The sequence below is a fragment of the Pseudaminobacter sp. Soil_N_29 genome (assembly GCF_057656055.1).
Genome location: NZ_JBDGLC010000001.1, coordinates 410,528 through 434,887, shown reverse-complemented (window position 1 = coordinate 434,887; position 24,360 = coordinate 410,528). Strand labels below are relative to the sequence as shown.

Below are 24,360 nucleotides of genomic sequence, written 5' to 3'. Positions count from 1 at the left end.
GATCGCGATCATGTTGATGGAACATCACGGATTTTCTGGAACGCCGATCACGGTCGGGGGCGGGGCGCGCCTTAGCGTCCGCCGGGCCGAGGACTGCGCACGCTTCAGCCTGCGCATCTCGCCGGAACAGGCTGGCGCAGCCGCAAAAGCCTTCGGCTGCGACCTGCCGTCCAAGGTTGGAGACATGGCAGTGGCGGGAACCAAGCTGGCGCTCTGCCTCTCCCCGGACGAGTGGCTGCTGCTGGCACCGGCCGGGGATGGCGAGGGCATCGTCGCGCGCTTCGCGGCGCTGTATGATGCAACGCCCCACAGCCTGGTCGATATCGGCCACCGCGAGACCGGCATCGAGGTCAAAGGGGCGGCGGCGATCATGGCGCTGAGCTCGGCTTGCGCGCTGGACTTGACCGAGATGGCCGATGGAACCGGCACGCGCACCATCCTCGACAAGGCGCAGGTCGTCCTGATCAGGAGAAGCGCGGAGAGCTTCCGGATAGAGGTGTGGCGCTCCTTTGCGTCGCATGTGTGGGGCCTGCTGGAGGCCGCCAGCCACGAAGTAGAACTCGGCCTTTAGGATACGGATCGGAGGAGAACCGACCATGCTTAACTTCAAGATAAGCGCTTCGCTCGGAGACGCCGAGGTCGCCTCGGCCATTGCCCGCGAGCTGGACCGGCAGCAGAACCAGATCGAGCTGATCGCTTCCGAAAACATCGTTTCGAACGATGTCCTGGTGGCGCAGGGCTCGGTGCTGACCAACAAATACGCCGAAGGCTATCCCGGCCGCCGCTACTATGGCGGCTGCGAGTTTGTCGACCAGATCGAGACGCTGGCGATCGAGCGGGCCAAGCAGCTGTTCGGCGCGGGTTTCGTCAACGTCCAGCCGCATTCGGGCGCGCAGGCCAACCAGGCGGTGTTCCTGGCGCTGCTCAATCCCGGCGACCGCGTCATGGGCATGTCGCTGGCGCATGGCGGCCACCTGACCCACGGCTCGCCCGTCACCATGTCGGGCAAGTGGTTCGACATCGTCAGCTACGAGGTGCGGCAGTCCGACCAGCAGATCGACTATGACGAACTGCGCGCCAAGGCCCTCGAGACCCGGCCCAAGCTGATCGTCGCCGGCGCATCGGCCTATCCGCGCGCGATCGACTTCGCCGCCTTCCGCCGCATCGCCGACGAGGTGGGGGCGTATCTGATGGTCGACATGGCCCACTATGCGGGCCTGGTCGCGGCCGGGCTCTATCCCGACCCGCTGCCGCACGCCCATGTCGTGACCACCACCACGCACAAGACCCTACGCGGCCCGCGCGGCGGCATGATCCTGACCAATGACGAGGCGCTGGCCAAGAAGCTGAACTCGGCGGTGTTCCCGGGCAACCAGGGCGGTCCGCTGATGCATGTGATCGCGGCCAAGGCCGTGGCCTTCGGCGAGGCGCTGCGCCCGGAGTTCCGCGACTATGCGGCGTCCGTCGTAGGCAATGCCAAGGTCCTGTGCAACACGCTGGTGAAGGGCGGGCTCGACATCGTCTCCGGCGGCACCGACTGCCACATGGTGCTGGTGGACCTGCGGCCGAAGGGCGTGAAGGGCCGTGATGCCGAGCACGCGCTGGAGCGGGCCGGCCTGACCTGCAACAAGAACTCCATCCCCTTCGATCCGGAAAAGCCGGCGGTCACGTCGGGCGTGCGGCTGGGCACCTCGGCGGGCACCACGCGCGGCTTCGGCGAGGCCGAGTTCCGCCGCATCGGCGAGCTGATCCTGAAGGTGATCGACGCCTTGGCGAAGGCTGGCCCGGAAGGCGACGCGGCGGCGGAACAGGCGGTGCTCGCGGAAGTGCGCGATCTCTGCAAGCGCTTCCCGATCTACGAGTAATCGCCCGGGAGCCGGGGGCGTCGCCCTCTCGGCGACCGTCTCTCCCTGAGGAAGCCGCGGTGGAGACCGCGGCTTTTTCTTTGCCCTGTCGTGAGTCTTCTTTCCTCGCGGAGGGCCTTCAGTGGCCGCCTTGACTTGCGTTCCGCCGGCAAGGGATGATCCCCCGTTCGCTGCCGGCTCTTTCGTGCGAGGGGAAGAGGTGACGCATGTCAGTACGGTAAACCAGTCAGGCCGGCGCTCACATGCGGCGATGTTGACGATCGACCGCCAGATAGATCGTCGCATTCTTCTGGAAGCGGAAAGCCTGGTCAACGCGGGGTGGCGGGTGACGATCGTCGCCCCCAATGCGCGGCTGGAGCGATCCGATCCGGAAAGACAGTACCCTTTCGAGGTCAGTGGTGCGCCCCCTGCGCCGCAGCGGCTTGTCGGAAGCGTCTACCGCCTGCTCCGCGACGCGCTGCCGATGGGCGAGGGCGACATGAGAAAGCTGCGGGAAATTGGCTGGCGCTTCCTGTTCGACCAGGAGCGGTTCTACCGCGATCTCTTTGCGCGCTTGCTCGATGGTCTCAGGCCGGACGTTTTCATCGCCCATGATCTTCCGACACTTCCGGCCGCGCACAGGGCAGCTCGTGAGGCGGGGGCCAGGCTGATCTACGATAGCCACGAACTCTATGTGGAGCAGGAGCTTTCGGAATTTGAGAAGCGCAGCTGGAGCGCTATCGAGCGCCGGTACATACCGGATTGCGATGCCGTCGTGACAGTCAACCCCTCGATCGCGTCGGAGATTGCGGCACGCTATGCGCTGGAGCGCATCGAGGTCATCTACAATGCCGAGAGAAGGCGGCCTGCTTCCGGGCGAAGCCGGTATTTTCACGAGAAGTACGGCTTGCCGGAAAGCGCGCGAGTGCTGCTGATGCAGGGCGGTCTTACGAACGGCCGCAATATCGAGACGCTCGTCGGCGCGATGGATTTGGTCGGAAATCCAGACATCCATCTCGTCATCATGGGGGAGGGGCCCTTGCGCGGCCGGCTTGACGCCATGGCGGCGCGTGGGCGTGCCGGTGCAAGGGTGCATCTGCACGAAAGGGTGGCGCAGGCCGAATTGCTTGCGCACACAGCCGCAGCAGATGCCGGGGTGATCCCCTATCAGGCGACTTGCCTGAACAACTATTACTGCACGCCCAACAAGCTGTTCGAGTTCATCGCGGCCGGGGTCGCCGTCCTGTCGAGCGACCTGCCGGAAATCCGGCGCATCGTCGATGGGCGGCAGATCGGTCTTCTGGCGGACCTCAGCCGGGAAGAACTGGCCGCCAAGGCAATCGAGGCGGTGTTTTCCGATACTGCGCGCCTTGCGCGATGGCGTGCCAATGCGGCAGCCGCGAGCGCGGAGGTGAATTGGGACGTAGAGGGCACGAAGTTCGTGGCGATTGTCGAGCGCGTGCTGGCGGAAGGAAGGCCACGTTTGGTCGCAAAGGCTTGACCTATATGTCAGCAAACGCGTCGCGGACTTTGCGGAGGGGGCAAATTTCCGGATCGCCGCCGGGGCTTCACCGAAGCGTGGCATAGATCGAAAGCAGCTTTTCGGCCTCGTTCGACCAGATCAGGTGGTTCGATGCTTCTTTCGCCGTCTCGCGCAACGCCGCCAGGCGCTGCGGATCGTCAAGGATGGCGAGGATTGCGTTTGCCGCAGCCTGAGGGGAGCGCAGATCGGCCAGGACGCCGAAAGCGTGTCTCTCCGTGATCGAGCGCAGGAAAGGCAGGTCGTTCGAGACGAAGGGCAGACCGGCGGCCGCGAACTCGAACAACTTGTTCGGGCTGCAATAGGTGTTGTTGAGATCGATCTCCCAATAGGGGATGACGCCGAGATCGGCAGAGCCGGTCAGACTTTGCAGTTGCTGCGGTTCGATACGGCCGAGAAAAACGACGCGGCCGTCGTCGGTGCCTTGGCTGGCGCTGATGCGGCGAAGGTCGGCCTCGTGAGCGCCGTAGCCGACCACGACAAGCGATGTCCCTCGCGGAAAGTGGCTTGCAGCCCGGACGAGCGTGTCCACCCCGCGCTCGGGCGAGAGCCAGCCCTGATAGAGCACGATCCTTGTTCCGGGGGCGAGCCCGGCGAGGGGGCGGATGTCTTCGGGCGCCGCTTCGAGCCGGGGCGCTGCGTTGAGAATGACGTGAGGTGCGGCGCAGCTATAGTCCCGCGCCATGATGCTGGCGATGAACTCGTTGACGGTGATTGCCGCATCGACCTTGTGGATCAGTGCTGCTTCCCGCCGCTTGTAGCTGGCCTGCACGGCCGGCGGCAGCTGCGACTGGGCGTGATAGAGCTCGTGGGCATCGTAGACCAGACGGCAGCCAAGGCGGCGCTTGACCTCGACGGCCACCGCAAGCAGCGGAAAGTCGTGCACATGGAGCACGTCGAAGGACTTCGACAGGATCTTTTCAAGCACGAAGTGTTCGAAGCTGGAAATGCCGGTAGCTAGCCCGATGGCCTTGCGCGCCACCCTGCTCATGAATGCGGGGAGCCGACCCCGGATTCGCGAGATCGGCCCCAGCACGCGCCGCGCGCGGGTATCGCTCCAGTCATAGGCATGCCGGCTTATGCCGATGCCTTGCCAGTTGAACGCTTCTTCCTGCGGGCACTCGAATCCGGCGAGCAGCTCGACCTGATAGCCAGCTTCCCTTAGCGAAAGCGCCTCCTGCAAGATCCTGCGATCGATCATCAAATGATCGGTCGTGACCATCAGTACCCGGTTCGGTCGCTCTCGATCCCGAATGGGCCATTCTCCTCTCAGACCGGTTGCGGCTCGGCTCCGGCGGCGGTTGAAGGCATCGAGGTGCCGGAGGCCAGGTAGGTTCCCATGATGAGGAACATGATGAACAGCGTGTCCTGAATGTCGTGGCCGAGCACCTTGTTGGCCAGAGACCCGATGCCGTAGGTGGCGACGAGGACGATGAGCATGGCCGCACCTAGCCGGTTGACCGGATCGGCAGTGCTGCGAAGCGTACGCACGGCATTGAGTGTCGCGGCAAAGAAGATGCCGAGAAGCGAAAGAAGCCCGACAATTCCAGCCTCGACCATGGTGGTGAGATAACCATTGTGGAAGTGCGAATAGCTGATGTCGAGCCCGTGCTTTTCCCTGAAGCCAGCTTCGATCAGCTGATTGGTCGCGCCAAGACCGTAGCCGAGGATCGGGTTCTGGCGAATGAGCTCTACGGCCATTTCCAGCATGAAGAGGCGCGCGCCGAGCGACGTGCCGTAGTTCTGGTTCTGCGCAAGCTTGTTCCAATCCACGGCGAGTTGGTGCAACCGCCCGCCGATCATCTGGGAGGCGGCTGCGACGGCAATGATCATCCCGACCAATACCAGGAGCAATATTCGCGGAGTGAGGAACCGGCGAAGCTGGTGGCGGAAGATGAACAGGACGAGCAGGTTCACCGGAAGCGTGGTAAGCCACAGAAAGCGCGTGCCCGAATAGAACAGGGCAAGCCAGCCCGCCAGCACCGCACCGGCCAGGGGCAAAGTGAGCTTGCTGTCCTGCTGTGAGAGCAGCCCGGCCAGGGAAGTCGAGCAAGCCAGGCTGATTGCAAAGGCAAAAACGATCGCATTGCCCGCGCCGCCTGCGGCGCGCAGGCCGAGGAAGTGGAACTGCACGAAGGACACCGCAAGCGCGGTGTAGCACGCCACCATGCTGGCCAGCACGACGGAACGGGCGATCGTCGTCCGGTCGGAAATAGAAGCGATGGAATAGGAAAACGGGAACAGGAGCAGCGTGAACAGGCGCAGCATCTTGTCGATTCCGCCATAGGTGGGGCTATTCCACAGCGTGGAGACCGCATTGGCCAGGCAATAGACGAACAAGAGTAGCGTCATCACCAGCATGGCGTGATCGCGGCTCAGCTTCCTGCGTCCGGACAATATCTCATACAGGCACACAAGCGCGCCGCCGTGCCAGACCACGCTTACGGCCGAGCCCAGCGCTGGCACCGCCGAGAAACAGAAGAAGGCGAAGGCCCTGTTGAGCGACGGATAGCTGCGAAGGTCTTTCACGGAAGAACTGCTCCGATACCGGAATACGAAATAATAAGGTTGGAGAAGCTACCTGCAGCCGCCCCCAGCGCACGGACTTTGCATCCAAGTGCCATGGGCTTGTCACCGGAGCAATCGATTTCGTCGGCCTGCGTCCAACAAGGTGGGGAACAGGATTCCATCGAAGCGCCGTGCCGCGCATGTTCCGATCGGCGAGCGCCGCGAATTTGGTAGCGTTCTCCTTGAGAGGTCGCGCCGTTGCGGAGAAAATCCGGGAAATTCAAGGGCGTTGCAGCCGCGGCGTCCAAGCACCCGTTTTCCATAGGCACCCCATGCTTGCCAGGCTGTCCCATCTCGACCGGCTCGAAGCCGAAGCCATTCATATTTTCCGCGAGGTGGCGGCGACATTCGCCAAGCCGGTGATGCTCTATTCCGTGGGCAAGGATTCCTCGGTGCTGCTGCATCTGGCCATGAAGGCCTTTTATCCCGCGAAGCCGCCCTTTCCCTTCCTGCACGTCGACACGACCTGGAAGTTCCGCGAGATGATCGAGTTTCGCGATGCGATGGCCGCGCGCCTGGGCTTCGACCTGCTCGTGCATGTCAACGAGGATGGCGTGCGCGACGGCATCAACCCGTTCGACCATGGCTCGAATACGCATACCCATGTGATGAAGACGGTGGGCCTGCGCCAGGCGCTCGACAAATACGGCTTCGATGCAGCCTTCGGCGGCGCGCGGCGCGACGAGGAGAAATCGCGCGCCAAGGAGCGCATCTTCTCTTTCCGCAATTCCAGCCACGCCTGGGACCCGAAGAACCAGCGGCCGGAGATGTGGAAGATCTTCAACACGCGCGTGGCGCCGGGGGAATCGATCCGCGTCTTTCCGCTGTCGAACTGGACCGAGCTCGACATCTGGCAATACATCCTGCGCGAAGACATCCCCATCGTCCCGCTCTACTTCGCCAAGGAGCGGCCGGTGGTCGAGCGCGACGGCATGCTCATCCTTCGCGACGACGACCGTATGAAGCTTAAGCCGGGAGAAGTGATCGAGAACCGGCTGGTCCGGTTCCGCACGCTGGGCTGCTACCCGCTCACCGGCGCCATCGACTCCGACGCCGCCGACCTGCAGGGCATCGTCAGCGAGATGCTGATCGCACGAACCTCCGAGCGGCAAGGCCGCCTGATCGACCGCGACGAAGCGGGCTCGATGGAAAAGAAGAAGCGCGAGGGATATTTCTGATCATGCGTCACATGCTTGCGGAAAACCTCGTTGCCGCCGAGGCAGTGGACGACTACCTAGCCGCGCAGGAGCAGAAGTCGCTCTTGCGTTTCCTCACCTGCGGCTCGGTCGACGACGGCAAGTCGACGCTGATCGGGCGGCTACTGTCGGACACTAAGCAGATCTTCGAGGACCAGCTTGCCACGCTGGAGCGGGATTCGCGCCGGCATGGCACCACTGGCGACGACGTGGACTTCGCGCTGCTGGTGGACGGGCTGGAGGCCGAGCGCGAGCAGGGCATCACCATCGACGTCGCCTATCGCTTCTTTGCCACGCCCAAGCGCAAGTTCATCGTCGCCGATACGCCGGGCCATGAGCAATATACGCGCAACATGGCAACCGGCGCCTCCACCGCCGACCTCGCCATCGTGCTTGTCGATGCGCGCCAGGGCATGCTGCGGCAGACGCGCCGCCACTCCATCATCGCCTCGCTGCTGGGCATTCGCCACATCGTGCTGGCGGTCAACAAGATCGACCTCGTCGGCTTCGACCGCGCGGTGTTCGAGCGGATCGTTGCCGAATACATGGCCTTTTCGAAAGACCTCGGCTTTGCCTCCGTGGTGGCAATCCCCATGTCGGCACGGTTCGGCGACAATGTCAGCCGCCGTTCCGAGCAGACCGGCTGGTATGCCGGGCCGACGCTGATCGAGCACCTGGAGACAATCGACGTCGAGCAGGATGCGTGGCAAAAGCCGTTTCGCTTCCCGGTCCAGTATGTAAACCGGCCCAATCTCGATTTTCGCGGCTTTGCCGGGACGATCGCTTCGGGCTCGATCGCGCAGGGCGACGAGATCGTGGTCGCCAAGTCGGGCAAGGCTTCGCGCGTCAAGCGCATCGTCGCCTCGGGCGGCGACCTGGCGCAGGCCGTCGAGGGGCAGGCGGTAACGCTGGTGCTGGAGGACGAGGTCGAGGTGTCGCGCGGCAACCTGCTGGTTGCACCCACGGCGCGTCCGCATGTCGCCGACCAGTTCGCGGCCAAAATCGTCTGGTTCGACGAGCAGGCGTTGCTTCCCGGGCGTTCCTACATCCTGCGCACCGAGACCGACCAGGCCAGCGCGACCGTGACCGAGCTGAAATATCGCCTCGACATCAACGACTTCGGCCACGCGGCGGCGAAATCTCTGGAGATGAACGAAGTGGGCATCTGCACGATCTCGACGCAGTCGCCGCTGGCCTTCGACGCCTTTGCCGAGAACCGCGCCACCGGCGCCTTCATCCTGATCGACCGTCTGACCAATGCCACCGTCGGTGCTGGCATGATCCAGCACGCGCTGCGGCGAGCAGACAACATCCACTGGCAGTCGCTGGACGTGACCAAGGAAGCGCGGGCCGCCGCCAAGCAGCAGAAGCCGGCGGTGCTGTGGTTCACCGGCCTTTCCGGGTCGGGCAAGTCGACCATCGCCAATCTGCTCGAAAAGAAGCTGCATGCGAGCGGCCGCCACACCTACATCCTTGACGGCGACAATGTGCGCCACGGATTGAACCGCGACCTCGGCTTCTCCGAGGCCGACCGGGTGGAGAACATTCGCCGCGTGGCGGAAGTGGCGCGGCTGATGGCGGATGCGGGCTTGATCGTGCTGGTGTCGTTCATTTCGCCTTTCCGCGCCGAACGGCGCATGGCGCGCGAGCTGATGGGCGAAGGCGAGTTCATCGAGGTTTTCGTCGAAACGCCGTTCGACGAATGCGCCAGCCGTGATCCCAAGGGGCTTTATGCGCGGGCCCTGGCAGGAGAGATCAAGAACTTCACCGGCGTCGACTCGCCCTATGAGACGCCGGAAAATCCGGAAATCCACCTTCGGACGCTCGGCAGGACGCCCGAAGAAATGGTAGATGTTCTCGAAGGCTGGCTACGTGAGCGCGACATTGCAGATCAACACTACGACGACGGCGGCGGCATCTGACGACGAGGCGATACTCTCGGTTTTCGAGAGGCTGGCGCTCGAGGCCGGGCAGGTCATCATGGATATCTTCCATTCGAAGGTGTCCGTAGAGCAGAAGGCGGACTCTTCGCCGGTGACGGAGGCCGACCGGGCGAGCGAAAAGCTCATTCTGGCGGGGCTGCGCGCGGCCTTTCCGAACATTCCCTGTGTGGCCGAGGAAGAGATTTCGGCCGGGGTGGGAACGCCGGAGCTTGGGCGCTGCTTCTTCCTGGTCGATCCGCTCGACGGCACCCGCGAATTCGTCAGCGGCCGCGCCGAGTTTACCGTCAATATCGCGCTGATACGCGATGGCGCGCCGGAAATCGGAATTGTCTATGCGCCGGGCAGCGGCCGGTTCTTCGCTGGCCATCCGGGCAAGGCGGAAGCGCTTACCCTCGGGCCGGATCAGACCATATCCGGCCGATATCCGATCTCGGTGAGGGAAGGGCGGCTGCCCTTGACCGTAGTTGCCAGCCGGTCGCACCGCACGCCCGAAACCGACGACTATATCCGGCGGATCGAAGGGGCCGAGATTGTCTCCGTTGGATCGTCGCTGAAATTCTGCCTCATCGCCGCGGGCGAGGCGGACCTTTATCCGCGCTTCGGCCGCACGATGGAATGGGACACGGCGGCAGGCGACGCGATCCTGAGAGCGGCAGGCGGCAGAACAACCACAGTGGACGGCAAGCCGCTGGTCTATGGCAAGCGCAACCGGGCAGGCGAGGCGGATTTTGCTAACCCGTCCTTCGTGGCGATGGGGAATGTTTCCGGCGCGCCGGAGTTTTAGACGCTTGGGCAGACGCTAGCCTGCACCGGACTGCCGGCTGAGAGTCCGAGGCCTGGGTCCCCGGAACCTCCGCACTTCGCTTCGCTCGTGCTCCGGCCCGAGGACGACGGAAGTTTCACGGCCTCCCTATGACCTTCAGCGTCGCATTCTTTGGGGGATTGCGGGCCCTTGCCTCACCGTTGTCCACGAGCCAAGGCTACGGAAGAAGGGCTTTCCAGCAACCTCTTCAGCGGCGCATTCTTTGCGGGCCTTACCTCCCACAGTCGTCCTCGGGCCCCGAGGGCGAGCGTAGCGAGCGACGAGGGGTTCCGGGGACCCATGCCTCGACCTCTCAACCTGCAGTACGGTGTGGATGAAATGCACCAAACCCGCAAACAAAAACCGCGCGCCGTTTCCAGCGCGCGGTTCGTAATAGAGCAAGGCCTGAGTCGGCGTGGGCCGGCCTAGTTACTCGGCGGCCTGAGCCGTCCGGGCAGCTATAAAGTCGCTAATCGCGTTGATGATGCGGTCCTGGTCCTGATTGCTCAGATAGGGGTGCATCGGCAGGCACAGGATGCGCTCAGGCAGGCTTTCCGAAACCGGAAGGCCCTTCGGCGTACGCGGGTAGTGGTTGTAGGCGACCTGCTGGTGCAGCGGCTTCACATAGTAGATCACCGACGGAATGCCGAGCGACTGCAGGTGAGCCTTGAGCTCGTCGCGATGGGGCGTCTCGATGGCATACTGCGCCCAGGCCGAGCGGCGGCCTTCCGGCACATGCGCAACCTTGACGACGTTGTGCAGGCCGTCGCGGTAGCGCTGCGCCACCTTCTGGCGGGCAACCATCTCGTCTTCCAGGATCGCCAGCTTCTCGATCAGAATCGCCGCCTGCAGCGTGTCGAGGCGCGAATTCAGGCCGACATGGACGTTGTCGTACTGGGTCTCGCCCTTGCCGTGGAAGGCGAAGGAGCGTAGGCGCGCGGCCAGTTCGTCGTCATTGGTGAACATGGCACCGCCGTCGCCGTAGCAACCGAGCGGCTTGGCCGGGTAGAAGCTGGTGGACCCCACGGTGCCGAAGGCGCCGCACATCTTGCCATTGGCCTTGCCGCCGATCGACTGGGCAGCATCCTCGATGACCATCAGGTTTTCGCGGGCGGCGATCTCGGCAATGGCATCGTAGTCGGCGGCGAGGCCGAACAGGTCGACCGGGATGATTGCCCGGGGCTTCAGCCGGCCCTCGGCCTTGATCATGGCGATGGCCGCTTCGAGGCTGTCGATATCAATGTTGTAGGTGTCGGGATCGATGTCGATGAACACCGGCTCGGCCTTGGCCAGCGCCACCACCTCGGCGGTGGCGGCGAAGGTGAAGCTCGGCACGAAGACGGCATCGCCCGGCCCGATGCCTGAAGCCAGAAGCGGCAGCAGCAGCGCATCAGTGCCGTTGGCGCAGGCGACGACATGCTTGACGCCGACGTAGTCGGCCAATTGCTTTTCGAATTCGGCTACCTCGGGCCCGAGGATGTACTTGCCTTCGTTGACCACGCGGTCGATCGCCGCGGTCAGCTTGTCACGAATTCTTTCGCGCTGCGCGCCCAGATCGATGAACTGCATCTCTGCTCCAAAGCCAGTGTTTTCGCGGATATCAGCAGGGCTGATAGCAGAGTTGACCCGCGCCCGGAAGGTTTGGGGGCAGGCGCGGCCAGGTGTCGCGTTACCGCTGCCAGGGAGTTTTTCCCGCGAAGCAGCCTGAAATGCGCGATTTAAGCGGGATCAAGTGGGCCGCTCATGGAAGCCGTTGCGCACCGAAATATAAAGTGATCGCGCTGCAGGCGACATGAAGCCCCTTCGAGCCGCGTCAGGCGATCTCGTGCCGCCAGGGCGGATTTGCGCCGGCGCGCGACACGGTAACGGCAGCAGCCTTCGCCCCGAGCGTCAGGGCCGCATGGATTTCGGTGGCCGAAAGCGCCTCGAGCCGGGTCTTGGCCAGCGCGCCCTGTTCGTGCAGCGAAGCGAGCAGGCCGGCGTTGAACGTGTCGCCCGCACCAACCGTGTCGACCACGGTTACCGGCTGCGAGGAGACGTGCACTGTGTGGCCTTTGGTGTAGGCCGTCGCGCCCGCCGCGCCCTTCGTCACGACGATCAGCTGGGGTCCGTTTGCCAGCCAGCCTTGCAGGAAATCTTCCTGGTCGCCCTCGTGGCCGAACCAGGAAAGATCCTCGTCCGACAGCTTGACGATATCGGCCATGGCCACCATGCGCAGGATGCGGGCGCGGTGCTTTTCATGGTCGGAAATGAAGCCCGGCCGGATGTTGGGGTCGAGCATGGTCACGCGATGTACGTGCTCGCGACGCATCAGCGCTTCGTAGGCCGAGCCCGAGGGCTCCGGGATCAGGCTGATGGCCCCGAACAGCATGGCGCGGATATCCTCGCCGATCTCCGGCAGGTCGGCCTCGCTCAGCATGCGGCCGGCGGTGTTCTCGTCGTAGAAGGTGTAGCTGGCGTGGCCGTCATTGAGGCGCACGAAGGCGAGCGTGGTGGGGCGCGCCGAGATGCTGGCGTAGCGCGAACCGACATTGCTGGAGGCCAGCACCTCGCGGATCTGCTGGCCGAAGAGATCGGAGGACAGGCCGGAGAAGAATTCCACCGGCACGCCGAGTCGGCCGAGCGCGATGGCGGAGTTGAACACGGCGCCTCCGGCATAGGGGGCGAAGGCCGGTTCGCCCGTCGCGCTCAGGCGCGGCAGCATGTCGATCAGGGCTTCGCCGCAACACAGGATCATGCTTCTGGCTCTCCGTCGGTCAGCATCGCCATACCGCTTAAGGCCCGGCCAGCCAGCCTGCAAGGCCGAAACGGCATTGCGCGAGACACAATGCGGTTGCCTTGTTTTCTCCTTGATGATCAGCATGCAGGAGCCGCTGATTTGGGAGACCATTGTGTTCGGCGGCACCGTCCGTTGCGAAAGGGATCAAACGCACTTTCGCATGGATCGATAAGCACGCCACGGCGTTCAACGCCGTTGTTCATGAATTTGCGAAGAAGGCTGACTGACAGATGACTAAGACGATCGCGACGCAACCTTTCGACGACCAGAAGCCTGGTACGTCGGGTCTGCGCAAGAAGGTGCCGGTGTTCCAGCAGCCGCACTATGTCGAGAACTTCGTCCAGTCGATCTTCGACGCGCTCGAGGGCTTCGAGGGCGAGACGCTGGTGCTTGGCGGCGACGGCCGCTATTACAACCGCGAGGTGATCCAGAAGGTCATTGCCATGGCGGCAGCCAATGGCTTCGGCCGGCTGATCGTGGGGCAGGGGGGTATCCTCTCGACGCCCGCCGCGTCGCACATCATTCGCAAATACAAGGCCTTCGGCGGCATCATCCTCTCGGCTAGCCACAATCCCGGTGGCCCTCAGGGCGATTTCGGCATCAAGTACAATGTCAGCAATGGCGGCCCCGCACCGGAGAAGGTCACCGATGCGATCTACCAGCGCTCCAAGGCGATCACCCGCTACAAGATTGCCGATATCGCGACGGTCGACATAGACACGGTATCGACGCTGGACGTGGCCGGCATGACCGTCGATGTCATCGACCCTGTCGCCGACTATGCGCAGATGATGGAAGGCCTGTTCGACTTCGACGCGATCAGGAAGCTGTTCAAGTCGGGCTTCCGCATGCGCTTCGACGCCATGCATGCCGTGACCGGACCCTATGCCAAGGAAATCTTCGAGCACCGGCTTGGCGCGCCGAACCACACCGCGCGCAACTATCATCCGCTGCCGGACTTCGGCGGGCATCATCCCGACCCGAACCTGGTCAATGCAAAGCCTCTCTATGACGAGATGATGGGGCCAGATGCACCCGATTTCGGGGCGGCTTCCGATGGCGACGGCGACCGCAACCTGATCATCGGGCGAGGCATCTTCATCACCCCTTCCGACTCGCTGGCGATGCTGGCAGCGAACGCCCATCTGGCACCGGGCTACAGCGACGGGCTGAAGGGCATTGCCCGCTCCATGCCCACCAGCGGCGCGGCCGACCGCGTTGCTGAAAAGCTGGGCATCGGAATGTACGAGACGCCAACCGGCTGGAAGTTCTTCGGCAATCTGCTGGATGCCGGCATGGTGACGATCTGCGGCGAGGAAAGCGCTGGCACCGGCTCGAACCATGTGCGCGAGAAGGATGGGCTGTGGGCAGTGCTGCTGTGGCTCAACATTCTCGCAGTGCGTGGCGAGAGCGTGAAGGAAATCGCCAGAAAGCACTGGGAGATCTATGGCCGGAACTACTATACCCGCCACGACTATGAGGAAGTCGACGCCACACGCGCCAACCGCATGATCGAGGAACTGCGCGCCAAGCTGCCGAGCCTTGCCGGCACGACGGTGCGCGGGATGAAGATCGAGAAGGCGGACGACTTTTCCTATCACGATCCCGTCGATGGCTCGGTGAGCGAGCATCAGGGCATCCGCATATTCTTCGAGGGCGGCGCACGGCTGGTGCTTCGCCTTTCCGGCACCGGGACTTCCGGTGCAACTGTGCGGCTCTATATCGAGCGCTATGAGGTCGCCACGGGGCGCCATGACCTGGAGACGCAGGCCGCGCTGGCCGACCTGATTGCTGCCGCCGACGACATCGCCGGAATTCGTGCGCACACCGGTCGCGAAGGACCGAGCGTCATCACCTGACCGACGCGGAAAAGAGCCAAGGCGACGCGAGGCACCGCGTCGCCTTGGTCCGATAGTTACGGCCGCTTTCAGATGCCACCGATCCGGACGATGGCTTCCCGAGTGATTACCACGCTCGGCAAATTCAAGCTGCCGAGCAGCTTCCAGACCGGCAACGCGCCGGTGTCATAGCGCACCTTGACCATGATCCGGGAGCCTTCTCCCGGGACCTCGCGCGTCTCGATGGAAAGGCGCGCGGGGTCTATGAACGGGTGGGTGAGGCCGTATGTCCGCATCAAGCTGGCGTGGTTCTTCCCGTCGATTGCCGAGCGAGCTGCCTCCGATGCGATCTGCTGAACCGAAATGCTGGCGCCGAAGTAGGTGCCGCAGGCAATCATCCCCACGGTAAACAGCATGAACAATGTCGTGAGCAGCAGGAAATCCAGCGCGGAAAATGCCGACTGATGCCGTGCAACGTTCATTCCAGGAACCCCGACCGTTTTTCTCGAAGCAAACGCAGAAGCCTCGAGCCCCACAGCAATCGTAACCCATGATTGTGTAGAATACGTTTATATGCACGTAAAAAGTGTATATCGGCGTGAGAAGAAGTTTTGCTCGGGGAATTCAGAGTCGGTTGAATTCGAATTTTCCGCTCGCTAGTGTTCGCACAGAACGGTGGCCCGCTGGCCGCCGGCTCGCTCAACGAAGCCGAGGGAGGAGACTTCGGCCTAGGGGCGCCAAGTGGCCTGGTCGTTCACTGAGGGGTGACGACAAGCTGGGAGAGAGAGACATGATGCTCAAGAACATCCTGAAGGCGACGGTCTTTACGGTGGGTGTATCGATGGCGAGCGGTATGCTGCTGACGCCATCCCTCGCCGAAGTGATCTACAATCGCGGCAGCGCTGCGGAACCCGAATCGCTGGATCCCCACAAGACTTCGACCGTGTACGAAGCCCACGTGCTGCGCGACCTGTTCCAGGGGCTGGTCATGCAGGACGAGAAGTCGAACCTCATTCCGGGCGCAGCGGAAAGCTGGACCGTCTCGGATGACGGCACCGTCTACACCTTCAAGCTTCGCGAGAATGGCCTCTGGTCCGATGGCTCGCCGGTGACTGCCGAAGACTTCGTCTATGCCTTCCACCGCCTCGAAGATCCCGCAACCGCCGCCGAATACGCCTCCATGCTTTACCCGGTGGTGAATGCCGAGGAGGTCAACACCGGCAAGGCGAAGCCAGAGGAGATGGGCGTCAAGGCAATCGACGCAAGGACGTTCGAGGTCAGGCTGAAGGCGCCGACGCCTTACTTCCTGGAGATGCTGACGCACCAGGCTGCCTATCCCGTCAACAAGGCTTCGATGGACAAGCTGGGCGCGGACTGGGTGAAGCCGGGCAACCTGGTGTCGAACGGCGCCTACACGCTCGCCGAGTGGGTTCCCAACGATCACATCAAACTGGTCAAGAATCCGAAATTCTGGGATGCAGACACCGTCAAGCTCGACGTCGTCAACTATATCACCACCGAGGATCGCTCTTCGGCGATGAAGCGTTTCGAGGCTGGCGAAATGGACAGCTACGACGATCTGCCGACTGAGCAATTGTCCGATCTCAGGGCCAAGTTCGGCGACCAGATCCACGTCGGGCCGTATCTCGGCACCTATTACTTCGCAATCAAGACCGATAAGGAGCCCTGGACCAACCCGGAACTGCGCAACGCGATATCCATGGCAATCGATCGCGATTTCATTGCCGAGAAGGTCTGGCAGAATTCCATGCTGCCCGGCTACTCCATGGTGCCCCCGGGAATCGAGGGCTACACGTCGGCACAAGCCTCCTTCGCGAATGAGACGCAGATCGACCGCGAGGACAAGGCCAAGGAAATCCTGACCAAGCTCGGCTACGGGCCCGACAAGCCGCTGAAGATGGAAATCCGCTACAACACGTCGGAGAACCACAAGAATACGGCCGTCGCGATCCAGGAGCAGCTCAAGCCGCTGGGCATCGAGGTGAGCCTGCTCAATACAGATACCAAGACGCACTACGGTTTCCTTGAGCAAAAGGGCGACTACGACCTGGCGCGTGCCGGCTGGATCGCGGACTACAAGGACCCCGAAACCTTCCTGGGCATCTCACGCAAGGCGAGCGGCAACAACTACTCGAGCTACAACAGCCCGAAGTTCGAGGAAGCGATGGACAAGGCGGCCGCTGCCGGCGGCAAGCCGGAAGAGCGCATGAAGGAGCTTGCGGAGGCTGAACGCATCATGATCGATGAGGTCGGCAACATTCCGGTGCTCTACTACAGCTATCACAACATCGTTTCGTCGAAGCTTCACGGCTTCGAGGACAATGTGATGGACATCCATCCGTCGCGCTTCATCAGCAAGGAATAGTTCCCGAGCCAATGTCCGCCGCTTCCCACGAGGGAGGCGGCGGCCTCGGCCCTTCAGCGACAGCGGGGAAAATCCATGCTGCTCTATGTCTTTCGGCGGTTGCTGACCGCCATACCGACGCTTTTCGTCATCGTGACGCTGGCGTTCTTCCTGATCCGCGTAGCGCCCGGCGGCCCCTTCAACCAGGAGCGCGGACTAAGCCCGGAGATCAAGGCCAATCTCGAAGCCCAGTTCGGCCTCAACGATCCTCTGTGGCAGCAATATCTCAACTATCTCAACAACCTGCTGCACGGCAATTTCGGGCCGAGCTATAACCTGCCCGATTTCACCGTGGGCGAACTGTTCGCCAAGGGCCTGCCGATCTCGATCCAGCTCGGCGCTTCCGCGCTGACCCTGGCGCTTCTGGTTGGCAGCATCCTGGGCGTGATCGCCGCGCTCAACCAGAACAAGACGGCCGACTACGGCGTCATCGCGCTTGCCACTGCCGGCAGCACCATCCCCACCTTCGTCATCGCACCGATCATCCAGCTTGTGTTTGGGCTCAGTTGGAAGCTGCTGCCCATCGGCGGCTGGGGCGACGGGGCGCTGATAAACAAGATCGGTCCGGTGCTGACCCTGGCGCTGCCGCAGATTGCGATCGTTGCGCGCCTGATGCGCGGCTCGATGATCGAGTCCCTTCGCTCGCACCACATCCGCACCGCCCGGGCGCTCGGACTTTCGGACTGGTCGGTGGTGGTCAAGCATGCGCTGCGCGGCGCACTGCTGCCGATCATCTCCTATGCAGGGCCTGCTGCGGCGGCGCTGCTGACGGGCTCCATCATCGTCGAGACGATCTTCGCCATTCCGGGCGTCGGCCGCTACTTCGTCGATGCGGCGCTCAACCGCGACTACACGCTGGTGATGGGCACCGTCATCGTGATCGCGATCTTCACCATCCTGTTCAACCTGATCGTGGACCTCCTCTACGCGGTCGTCGACCCGAGGGTGCGTTATGACTGATATGGCGATCGCTGCACCCGTTGCCGGGCGTTCGTTCTGGGGCGATGCCTGGGCGCGCCTGAAATCCAACAAGGCGGCCATGGTCAGTCTGTTTTATTTGGCCTTCATGGCGATCGTCTGTATCGCCGGCCCCTCCCTGGTGCCGCACGAATACACCACGATCTATGCCGATTATGTGCGCACGCCGCCGAGCCTATCGGCCTACCCGAAGGCCGACATGATCGAGAGCGCGCTGCGCGACGCGGTCAAGCGCATGCGTGTCGATGTCGATGAATGGCACCAGGACGGCGACCGGGTCTTCGTCACCGTGAGTTCGTCGAAGCCGGTCGACGAGCGCAGCACGCGCTATCTCGACCGCTCCGACACGTTCGACAACACCCGCATCGAAAGCAAGTCCGACGACGGGCTGAAGATGACGATGAGCGCGTCGGTCAAGCAGCAGTATTTCCTGTTTGGCACGGACAATACCGGACGTGACCTCTTGGCGCGCACGCTGATGGCCGGCCGCGTCTCGCTGGCGATCGGCATGCTTGCCGGCATCGTGGCGGTGGCGATCGGCGTGATCTACGGCTCCGTTGCCGGCTTCACCGGCGGCAAGACCGACGAGGTGATGATGCGCATCGTCGACGTGCTCTATTCGCTGCCCTTCATCTTCTTCGTCATCATGCTGGTGGTGTTCTTCGGACGGAACTTCGTGCTGATGTTCCTGGCTGTGGGAGCGGTGCTGTGGCTGGACATGGCCCGCATCGTGCGCGGGCAGGCGCTGTCCATCAGGCGGCAGGAATATGTGCAGGCCGCCGAGGCGCTGGGGGTGACGCGGCGAGGCATCCTGCAACGACACATCGTGCCGAACCTGCTCGGCGTGGTGGTCATCTACATGACGCTGCTGGTGCCGCAGGTGATCATCTTGGAAAGCTTCCTGTCGTTCCTGGGCCTCGGCGTGCAGGAGCCGATGACGAGCTGGGGCGTGCTGATCTCGACTGGCGCCAAGAACATCGGCACCGCCAACTGGCTGCTCCTGTTTCCTGCCGTGTTCCTGGTTTCCACGCTCTTTGCGTTGAATTTCGTCGGCGATGGCCTGCGCGACGCGCTCGATCCGAAGGACCGTTGAAGCGATGACCAACAACCAAACCATTCTCGCCGTGAAGGACCTGCGCGTCCGTTTCCGCACGCTTGACGGGCAGGTCGATGCCGTCAAGGGCATCAACCTGCATGTAAACGCCGGCGAAACGGTCGCTATCGTGGGCGAATCCGGCTCGGGCAAGAGCCAGACCATGATGGCGGCGATGCGCCTGCTGGCTTCAAACGGCGAGGCAAGCGGCACGGTCGACTATCGCGGCAAGAACCTGCTGGAGCTTGGCAAGTCCGAACTGAACGACGTGCGCGGCCGCAAGATCACCATGATCTTCCAGGAGCCGATGACCTCGCTGGACCCGCTCTACACCATCGGCAACCAGCTCATGGAACCGATCAGGCGACACCGCAAGCTGAGCGCGGCCGAGGCGCGCAAGGAAGCGTTGCGCCTACTGGAACTGGTGAAGATCCCCGACCCCGAGCGGCGGATGAAGTCCTACCCCTATGAGATGTCCGGCGGCCAGCGCCAGCGCGTCATGATCGCCATGGCGCTGGCCAACGATCCCGACATCTTGATCGCCGACGAGCCGACCACCGCACTGGACGTGACCGTGCAGGCGCAGATCCTGACGCTGCTGGCCGACCTGCAGCGCCGGCTCGGCATGGCGATCGTGTTTATCACGCACGATCTCGGCATCGTGCGGCGCTTCGCCGACCGTGTCTATGTGATGCGCTCCGGCGAGATCGTGGAGGAGGGGCAGACTGACGCGCTGTTTGCAGCGCCCAGGCACGACTACACCAAGATGCTGCTGGCGGCCGAGCCGAGCGGCCGCAAGGTGCCGCCTAGGAGCGACGCGCCCGTGCTGCTGGAGGGGCGCAATGTCGAGGTGACGTTCAGGATAGGCGGCGGCTTCCTCGCCGGCCCGCCGCTGATGCTGCGGGCGGTGGACCGCATCTCGCTGTCGCTGAAGCGGGGCCAGACCATCGGCATCGTGGGTGAATCGGGCTCGGGAAAGTCCACACTCGGTCGCGCGCTGCTGCGCCTGCTGCCGAGCGAGGGCGCGATCCGGTTCGATCACCGCGACATCTCCGCGGTCGGGCCAGACAAGATGCGCCCGCTGCGACGCGAACTGCAGCTCGTGTTCCAGGATCCGTTCGGTTCGCTTTCGCCACGCATGACCATCGGCCAGGTGATTACCGAGGGGCTGCTGGTGCATGAGCCGTCGCTATCGTCCAAGCAGCGCGACCTGCGCGCCGTGGAGGCACTGCGCGAGGTGGGGCTCGATCCGAACATGCGCAACCGCTATGCGCATGAATTTTCGGGTGGGCAGAGGCAGCGCATTGCGATTGCGCGCGCGATGATTCTCAAGCCGAAGGTGGTGGTGCTGGACGAGCCGACATCGGCGCTCGACCGCTCGGTGCAGAAGCAGATCGTGGAACTGCTTCGCGATCTGCAGGCCGAGAACGATCTTTCCTATCTGTTCATCAGCCACGATCTCGCGGTGGTGCGCGCCATGGCTGACTACATCATCGTGATGAAGCAGGGACAGATCGTGGAGGAAGGGCCGACGGACGAGATCTTCGACCATCCGCGAGAGGCCTACACGCAGGCGCTGATGAGCGCGGCGATAGACGCAAAGAGGTTCCGAGCGCAGCCTGAGGCCAGTGTGGCATAGGCTTCACGCTTGCAACGGACCGAAGCGCCGCTGATTCTATCTCGGCGGCTTGATCTTGCCGACGCCTATGTCGACGGTGACGCTGCCCGACACCTTCACATCGAAATCGCCGACCTTGAAGGATTGCTGCGAATCGGGCTCCGCGATCGGCTCGGGCTGTGGCGCCTGGACGATGGGTTGCGGCTGCTTGACGCCCGGCAGCGGCTGGGCCTCTTCAGCGAATGCGGCGGACGAAGCGGCGGCAGCCAGTGCAAACGCGACAAGGGAGAGAAGGCGAGATTTGTTGCTCATGGCCGTTACATAGCCTTCTGGAGCGCGCTGCACCACGGCCAAGCGACGCCAACAAGCTGACATTTTGTTTGCGGATGAAATTCCGGCCGGGAACCGGGTTGTTCTGGTCGGAGTGGCAGGATTCGAACCTGCGACCCCCTGCTCCCGAAGCAGGTGCGCTACCAGGCTGCGCTACACTCCGCGACCAGACGGCGGGCTTATAGCCGTCGAAAAAAAACTCCGCAAGCGGCAAACGGGCTATGGCGTGCAGAAACTTCGCTTTTCTTTGTACCAACCCACAGCTTTCGGTTTTGAGCCAGCCGAAAGGCGGGTAAGGAGGCATAATGCGGCAGTAAACCGTTGCCGCTACAGTGCAATTCGACCAATCGCGACCGGAGCGGAACTGCGTGACCTTCAAGATCGTCAGCCTGGCCAAGCCCAACACATTTGCGTTTGAAACCAGCGCGCTGGTGAAGCCGACCGGCTTTCGCGAATATGATGCGCGCTGGTGGTTCGGCCACCCCGGTTCGGAAAAGACGCCGGAACTGAACCTCGTTGGCGTGCAGGCTCTGGGCATGGGGCTTGGTACGCTGATCCGCCGGCTGGGCGTCGGCCCTGACATTGTTGTCGGGCACGACTTCCGCGGCTATTCGCTTTCGATCAAGCAGGCGCTGACCGCAGGATTGATGGCAGCCGGCGCGCGGGTGAAGGACATAGGGCTGGCGCTCTCGCCCATGGCCTATTTCGCGCAGTTCGCGCTCGATACGCCTTCCGTCGCCATGGTGACCGCGTCGCACAACGAGAATGGCTGGACCGGCGTGAAGATGGGCGCGGCGCGGCCGCTGACCTTCGGCCCGGATGAGATGAGCGCGCTGAAGAAGATCGTGCTGGAAGGCGATTTCGACCTGATCGGGGGCGGGGCCTTCCATTTCGTGGAGGGTTTTCGTGGGGTCTACCTGGACGACCTCACGGCCGGGCACAGGATTTCGCGCAAGCTGAAGGTGGTGGCGGCCTGCGGCAACGGGACGGCCGGGGCATTCGCGCCCGAGGCGCTGGAGCGAATCGGCTGCGAGGTGGTTCCCCTCGACGTGGAACTCGACCACAGCTTCCCGCGCTACAATCCCAACCCCGAAGACATGGCCATGCTGCATGCCATCCGCGACAAGGTGCTGGAGACGGGCGCCGACGTCGGGCTCGGCTTCGACGGCGACGGCGACCGCTGCGGCGTGGTGGACAACGAGGGCAACGAAATCTTCGCCGACAAGGTGGGCGTGATGCTGGCGCGCGACATCTCGGCTATTTACCCCAATTCGGTGTTCGTGACCGACGTGAAGTCGACCGGGCTGTTCACCACCGATCCGGTGCTGCGCGCGAACGGGGCACGCGCCGACTACTGGAAGACCGGCCACTCCTACATGAAGCGGCGCGTGACCGAACTGGGCGCCATCGCCGGCTTCGAGAAATCCGGGCACTTCTTCTTCAATGCGCCCATCGGGCGCGGCTATGACGACGGGATCGTCACGGCGATTGCCATCTGCGAGATGCTGGACCGCAATCCGGGACGAAGCATGGCCGATCTCTATCGCGACCTGCCCCTGACCTATGGCACGCCAACGATGTCGCCGCATTGCCCCGACGAGGTGAAGTATGGCGTGGTCGACCGCGTCGTGGCGGATTTCCAGGCCATGAAGGAAGGCGGCGCAATTTTCGCCGGGCAGAGGATCGCCGACCTGATCACCGTGAACGGTGTGCGCGTGGTGGCCGAGGACGGCACCTGGGGCCTGGTGCGCGCCTCTTCCAACAAGCCCGAAATAGTCGTTGTCGTGGAAAGCCCGGTTTCAGCCGAGCGCCGGCGGGAAATGTTCGATGCGCTGGACGCGGTGCTGCGCCGCAGCCCGGAAGTAGGTGCCTACAACCAGACGTTCTAGCGGCGCAGCGAAGGCCTGTGCCAGCCCTCAATAGGGGCTGGCGACGTCTCCGGTTTCCACATAGACCGACTTGACCTGCGAATAATGACCGAGCGCGGCCAGCGCGTTCTCGCGGCCGATGCCGGACTGCTTGTAGCCGCCGAAGGGGATTTCCACCGGCGCCAGATTGTAGGTGTTGATCCAGCAGCTGCCGGCCTGCAGTTCGGAAATGACGCGGTGGGCGCGCGGCAGGTCGCGGGTGAAAACACCGGCTGACAGGCCGAACTCGGTGGCGTTGGCGCGGGCCACGACCTCGTCTTCCTCCTCGAAGATCAGCACGCTCATCACCGGGCCGAAGATCTCTTCGCGGGCGATGCGCATGTCGTCCTTCACGCCGGTGAAGATCGTGGGCTCGACAAAGAAGCCGCCTTCAAAACCCTGCAGCGAAGGCACGCCGCCCCCATGATGCAGGGTCGCGCCTTCGTCCCTGCCGATCCCGATGTAGCCAGTGACCTTTTCGTGCTGGGCCTTGTTGATGAGCGGGCCCATCTGGGTTTCGGGATCCAGCGGATCGCCGATGCGAATCGCCTTGGTGCGCTGGGTGAGGCGGTCGAGGAAGCTCTCGTAGATGCCCTTCTGCACGAAGACGCGGGTTCCGTTGGAGCAGACCTGGCCGGTGGAGTAGAAATTGCCCAGCATGGCGCCGCCGACGGCGTTCTCGACATCGGCGTCGTCGAAGATGATCAGCGGCGACTTGCCGCCGAGCTCCATGGTGGCGTGCTTCATCAGCGAGCCGGCAAGCGACAGAACCTTCTTGCCGGTGGGCACCGAGCCGGTGAGCGAGACCTTGGCCACGGCCTCGTGCGAGGCAAGGGCAGCGCCCACATCGCCATAGCCCTGGACGACGTTGAACAGGCCGTCGGGCAGGCCGGCCTCGCTATAGACCTCGGCCAGCGCCAGCGCCGAGAGCGGGGTGTTTTCGGACGGCTTGAACACCATGGCGTTGCCCATGGCGAGCGCAGGCGCGGACTTCCAGCCGGCGCCCTGGATCGGATAGTTCCAGGCGCCAATGCCCACGCAGATGCCGAGCGCCTCGCGCCGCGTATAGGCGAAGGAGCCGCCGAGGTCGACATAGTCGCCATTGTAGCTGCCTACCGCGCCGCCGAAGAATTCGAGCGCATCGGCGGCCGAGGCCGGGTCGGCCACCAGCGTTTCCTGGATCGCCTTGCCGGTGTCCAGCGTCTCGATGCGGGCGATCTCGTCATTACGGGCGCGCAAAATGTCGGCGGCGCGGCGCAGGATGCGGCCGCGCTCGACCGGCTTCAGCCGCGCCCAGGCCGGCTGCGCCTCGCGTGCCGCCTCGATCGCCTGCTCGACGATGCTGGACGTTGCCGAATGCAGCGTGGCGATGGTTTCGCCGGTTGCCGGATAGATGACCGGGAGAGGCGCGCCGCTGTCGTCTTCCACGAAGCGGCCGTTGATGTAGTGCGAGGCTTTGGGTTGAGCGCGCATTGTCGACTCCGGAATTTCTTTCAAGG

General features: G+C 63.4%; 19 protein-coding genes and 1 tRNA gene. 12 read left to right on the top strand and 8 right to left on the bottom strand.

All coding sequences use genetic code 11. The features are described from left to right. Positions 1 to 10 precede the first annotated feature (10 nt). The 3 genes from AC3A4H_RS02065 to AC3A4H_RS02055 all read left to right on the top strand — a co-directional run bounded on the left by AC3A4H_RS02065 (position 11) and on the right by AC3A4H_RS02055 (position 3,345). Positions 11 to 571 carry a sarcosine oxidase subunit gamma gene (locus tag AC3A4H_RS02065; protein ID WP_487765201.1) on the top strand — a complete coding sequence of 187 codons (561 nt, stop codon included), beginning with the start codon at positions 11 to 13 and terminating at the stop codon, positions 569 to 571. Between the two features lie 25 nt (positions 572 to 596). After that, positions 597 to 1,865, top strand: coding sequence for a serine hydroxymethyltransferase (gene glyA, locus AC3A4H_RS02060; RefSeq protein ID WP_487765200.1), 1,269 nt, complete (start codon positions 597 to 599; stop codon positions 1,863 to 1,865). Positions 1,866 to 2,115: 250 nt separating this feature from the next. Further along, the gene (locus AC3A4H_RS02055; RefSeq protein WP_487765199.1) at positions 2,116 to 3,345 is read left to right on the top strand and encodes a glycosyltransferase; all 1,230 of its coding nucleotides are present in this window, start codon (positions 2,116 to 2,118) and stop codon (positions 3,343 to 3,345) included. A gap of 67 nt (positions 3,346 to 3,412) precedes the next feature. Here AC3A4H_RS02055 and AC3A4H_RS02050 read toward each other — a convergent pair whose 3' ends face one another. Both AC3A4H_RS02050 and AC3A4H_RS02045 read right to left on the bottom strand, forming a co-directional pair. Further along, positions 3,413 to 4,585 carry a glycosyltransferase family 4 protein gene (locus AC3A4H_RS02050; protein WP_487765198.1) on the bottom strand — a complete coding sequence of 391 codons (1,173 nt, stop codon included), beginning with the start codon at positions 4,583 to 4,585 and terminating at the stop codon, positions 3,413 to 3,415. A gap of 68 nt (positions 4,586 to 4,653) precedes the next feature. Then, positions 4,654 to 5,913, bottom strand: coding sequence for an O-antigen ligase family protein (locus AC3A4H_RS02045; RefSeq protein WP_487765197.1), 1,260 nt, complete (start codon positions 5,911 to 5,913; stop codon positions 4,654 to 4,656). Positions 5,914 to 6,224: 311 nt separating this feature from the next. Between AC3A4H_RS02045 and cysD the strand changes: the two genes are divergently transcribed. The 3 genes from cysD to cysQ are packed head-to-tail and all read left to right on the top strand — an operon-like array spanning position 6,225 to position 9,875. Then, complete coding sequence (gene cysD / locus AC3A4H_RS02040; protein ID WP_487765196.1) at positions 6,225 to 7,130, top strand: sulfate adenylyltransferase subunit CysD; 906 nt, start codon at positions 6,225 to 6,227, stop codon at positions 7,128 to 7,130. A gap of 2 nt (positions 7,131 to 7,132) precedes the next feature. Continuing rightward, on the top strand, positions 7,133 to 9,070 hold the full coding sequence (cysN, locus tag AC3A4H_RS02035; protein WP_487765195.1) for a sulfate adenylyltransferase subunit CysN: 1,938 nt from the start codon (positions 7,133 to 7,135) through the stop codon (positions 9,068 to 9,070). After that, positions 9,000 to 9,875, top strand: coding sequence for a 3'(2'),5'-bisphosphate nucleotidase CysQ (cysQ, locus tag AC3A4H_RS02030; RefSeq protein WP_487765194.1), 876 nt, complete (start codon positions 9,000 to 9,002; stop codon positions 9,873 to 9,875). Before cysN ends, cysQ begins: the two co-directional genes overlap by 71 nt. Positions 9,876 to 10,322: 447 nt before the next feature. Here cysQ and AC3A4H_RS02025 read toward each other — a convergent pair whose 3' ends face one another. Both AC3A4H_RS02025 and AC3A4H_RS02020 read right to left on the bottom strand, forming a co-directional pair. Continuing rightward, entirely contained in the window at positions 10,323 to 11,462 is a 1,140-nt protein-coding gene (locus AC3A4H_RS02025) for a DegT/DnrJ/EryC1/StrS family aminotransferase (protein WP_487765193.1), read from the bottom strand. 244 nt (positions 11,463 to 11,706) lie between these two features. Beyond that, complete coding sequence (locus tag AC3A4H_RS02020; RefSeq protein ID WP_487765192.1) at positions 11,707 to 12,630, bottom strand: carbohydrate kinase family protein; 924 nt, start codon at positions 12,628 to 12,630, stop codon at positions 11,707 to 11,709. Between the two features lie 272 nt (positions 12,631 to 12,902). On the opposite strand from AC3A4H_RS02020, the gene AC3A4H_RS02015 reads away from it, so the two are divergent. Continuing rightward, positions 12,903 to 14,531, top strand: coding sequence for an alpha-D-glucose phosphate-specific phosphoglucomutase (locus tag AC3A4H_RS02015; RefSeq protein WP_487765191.1), 1,629 nt, complete (start codon positions 12,903 to 12,905; stop codon positions 14,529 to 14,531). 68 nt (positions 14,532 to 14,599) lie between these two features. Here AC3A4H_RS02015 and AC3A4H_RS02010 read toward each other — a convergent pair whose 3' ends face one another. Next, on the bottom strand, positions 14,600 to 14,992 hold the full coding sequence (locus tag AC3A4H_RS02010; protein WP_487765190.1) for a TadE/TadG family type IV pilus assembly protein: 393 nt from the start codon (positions 14,990 to 14,992) through the stop codon (positions 14,600 to 14,602). A gap of 311 nt (positions 14,993 to 15,303) precedes the next feature. On the opposite strand from AC3A4H_RS02010, the gene AC3A4H_RS02005 reads away from it, so the two are divergent. The 4 genes from AC3A4H_RS02005 (at position 15,304) to AC3A4H_RS01990 (ending at position 20,645) form a co-directional block, all read left to right on the top strand. Then, positions 15,304 to 16,896 carry a peptide ABC transporter substrate-binding protein gene (locus tag AC3A4H_RS02005; protein WP_487765876.1) on the top strand — a complete coding sequence of 531 codons (1,593 nt, stop codon included), beginning with the start codon at positions 15,304 to 15,306 and terminating at the stop codon, positions 16,894 to 16,896. Positions 16,897 to 16,971: 75 nt separating this feature from the next. Then, on the top strand, positions 16,972 to 17,895 hold the full coding sequence (locus AC3A4H_RS02000) for an ABC transporter permease subunit (protein ID WP_348778246.1): 924 nt from the start codon (positions 16,972 to 16,974) through the stop codon (positions 17,893 to 17,895). Then, positions 17,888 to 19,006 (top strand): ABC transporter permease, encoded by a 1,119-nt coding sequence (locus tag AC3A4H_RS01995; RefSeq protein ID WP_487765189.1) that lies wholly within the window; start codon positions 17,888 to 17,890, stop codon positions 19,004 to 19,006. The genes AC3A4H_RS02000 and AC3A4H_RS01995 overlap by 8 nt, the downstream gene beginning before the upstream one ends. Positions 19,007 to 19,010: 4 nt before the next feature. Then, complete coding sequence (locus AC3A4H_RS01990; RefSeq protein ID WP_487765188.1) at positions 19,011 to 20,645, top strand: ABC transporter ATP-binding protein; 1,635 nt, start codon at positions 19,011 to 19,013, stop codon at positions 20,643 to 20,645. 36 nt (positions 20,646 to 20,681) lie between these two features. Here AC3A4H_RS01990 and AC3A4H_RS01985 read toward each other — a convergent pair whose 3' ends face one another. Continuing rightward, positions 20,682 to 20,978, bottom strand: a complete 297-nt coding sequence (locus tag AC3A4H_RS01985; protein WP_348778249.1) for a hypothetical protein — start codon at positions 20,976 to 20,978, stop codon at positions 20,682 to 20,684. 62 nt (positions 20,979 to 21,040) lie between these two features. Beyond that, positions 21,041 to 21,117: transfer RNA gene (locus AC3A4H_RS01980), tRNA-Pro, on the bottom strand. A 205-nt stretch (positions 21,118 to 21,322) separates the two neighbouring features. Between AC3A4H_RS01980 and AC3A4H_RS01975 the strand changes: the two genes are divergently transcribed. Continuing rightward, positions 21,323 to 22,843, top strand: a complete 1,521-nt coding sequence (locus AC3A4H_RS01975) for a phosphomannomutase/phosphoglucomutase (RefSeq protein WP_487765187.1) — start codon at positions 21,323 to 21,325, stop codon at positions 22,841 to 22,843. A 27-nt stretch (positions 22,844 to 22,870) separates the two neighbouring features. Here the strand turns inward: AC3A4H_RS01975 and betB are convergent, their stop codons facing one another. After that, the gene (gene betB, locus AC3A4H_RS01970; RefSeq protein ID WP_487765186.1) at positions 22,871 to 24,334 is read right to left on the bottom strand and encodes a betaine-aldehyde dehydrogenase; all 1,464 of its coding nucleotides are present in this window, start codon (positions 24,332 to 24,334) and stop codon (positions 22,871 to 22,873) included. Between the last annotated feature and the right edge of the window lie 26 nt (positions 24,335 to 24,360).

Bases quoted from the DNA above. Each gene is read 5' to 3' on its own strand.
- betB (WP_487765186.1), bottom strand. From the start codon at position 24,334: ATGCGCGCTCAACCCAAAGCCTCGCACTACATCAACGGCCGCTTCGTG.
- AC3A4H_RS01990 (WP_487765188.1), top strand. From the start codon at position 19,011: ATGACCAACAACCAAACCATTCTCGCCGTGAAGGACCTGCGCGTCCGT.
- glyA (WP_487765200.1), top strand. From the start codon at position 597: ATGCTTAACTTCAAGATAAGCGCTTCGCTCGGAGACGCCGAGGTCGCC.
- AC3A4H_RS02010 (WP_487765190.1), bottom strand. From the start codon at position 14,992: ATGAACGTTGCACGGCATCAGTCGGCATTTTCCGCGCTGGATTTCCTG.
- cysD (WP_487765196.1), top strand. From the start codon at position 6,225: ATGCTTGCCAGGCTGTCCCATCTCGACCGGCTCGAAGCCGAAGCCATT.
- AC3A4H_RS01995 (WP_487765189.1), top strand. From the start codon at position 17,888: ATGACTGATATGGCGATCGCTGCACCCGTTGCCGGGCGTTCGTTCTGG.
- cysN (WP_487765195.1), top strand. From the start codon at position 7,133: ATGCGTCACATGCTTGCGGAAAACCTCGTTGCCGCCGAGGCAGTGGAC.
- cysQ (WP_487765194.1), top strand. From the start codon at position 9,000: ATGTTCTCGAAGGCTGGCTACGTGAGCGCGACATTGCAGATCAACACT.
- AC3A4H_RS02055 (WP_487765199.1), top strand. From the start codon at position 2,116: ATGTTGACGATCGACCGCCAGATAGATCGTCGCATTCTTCTGGAAGCG.
- AC3A4H_RS02020 (WP_487765192.1), bottom strand. From the start codon at position 12,630: ATGATCCTGTGTTGCGGCGAAGCCCTGATCGACATGCTGCCGCGCCTG.
- AC3A4H_RS02000 (WP_348778246.1), top strand. From the start codon at position 16,972: ATGCTGCTCTATGTCTTTCGGCGGTTGCTGACCGCCATACCGACGCTT.
- AC3A4H_RS02065 (WP_487765201.1), top strand. From the start codon at position 11: ATGTTGATGGAACATCACGGATTTTCTGGAACGCCGATCACGGTCGGG.
- AC3A4H_RS02050 (WP_487765198.1), bottom strand. From the start codon at position 4,585: ATGATCGATCGCAGGATCTTGCAGGAGGCGCTTTCGCTAAGGGAAGCT.
- AC3A4H_RS02025 (WP_487765193.1), bottom strand. From the start codon at position 11,462: ATGCAGTTCATCGATCTGGGCGCGCAGCGCGAAAGAATTCGTGACAAG.
- AC3A4H_RS02015 (WP_487765191.1), top strand. From the start codon at position 12,903: ATGACTAAGACGATCGCGACGCAACCTTTCGACGACCAGAAGCCTGGT.
- AC3A4H_RS02005 (WP_487765876.1), top strand. From the start codon at position 15,304: ATGCTCAAGAACATCCTGAAGGCGACGGTCTTTACGGTGGGTGTATCG.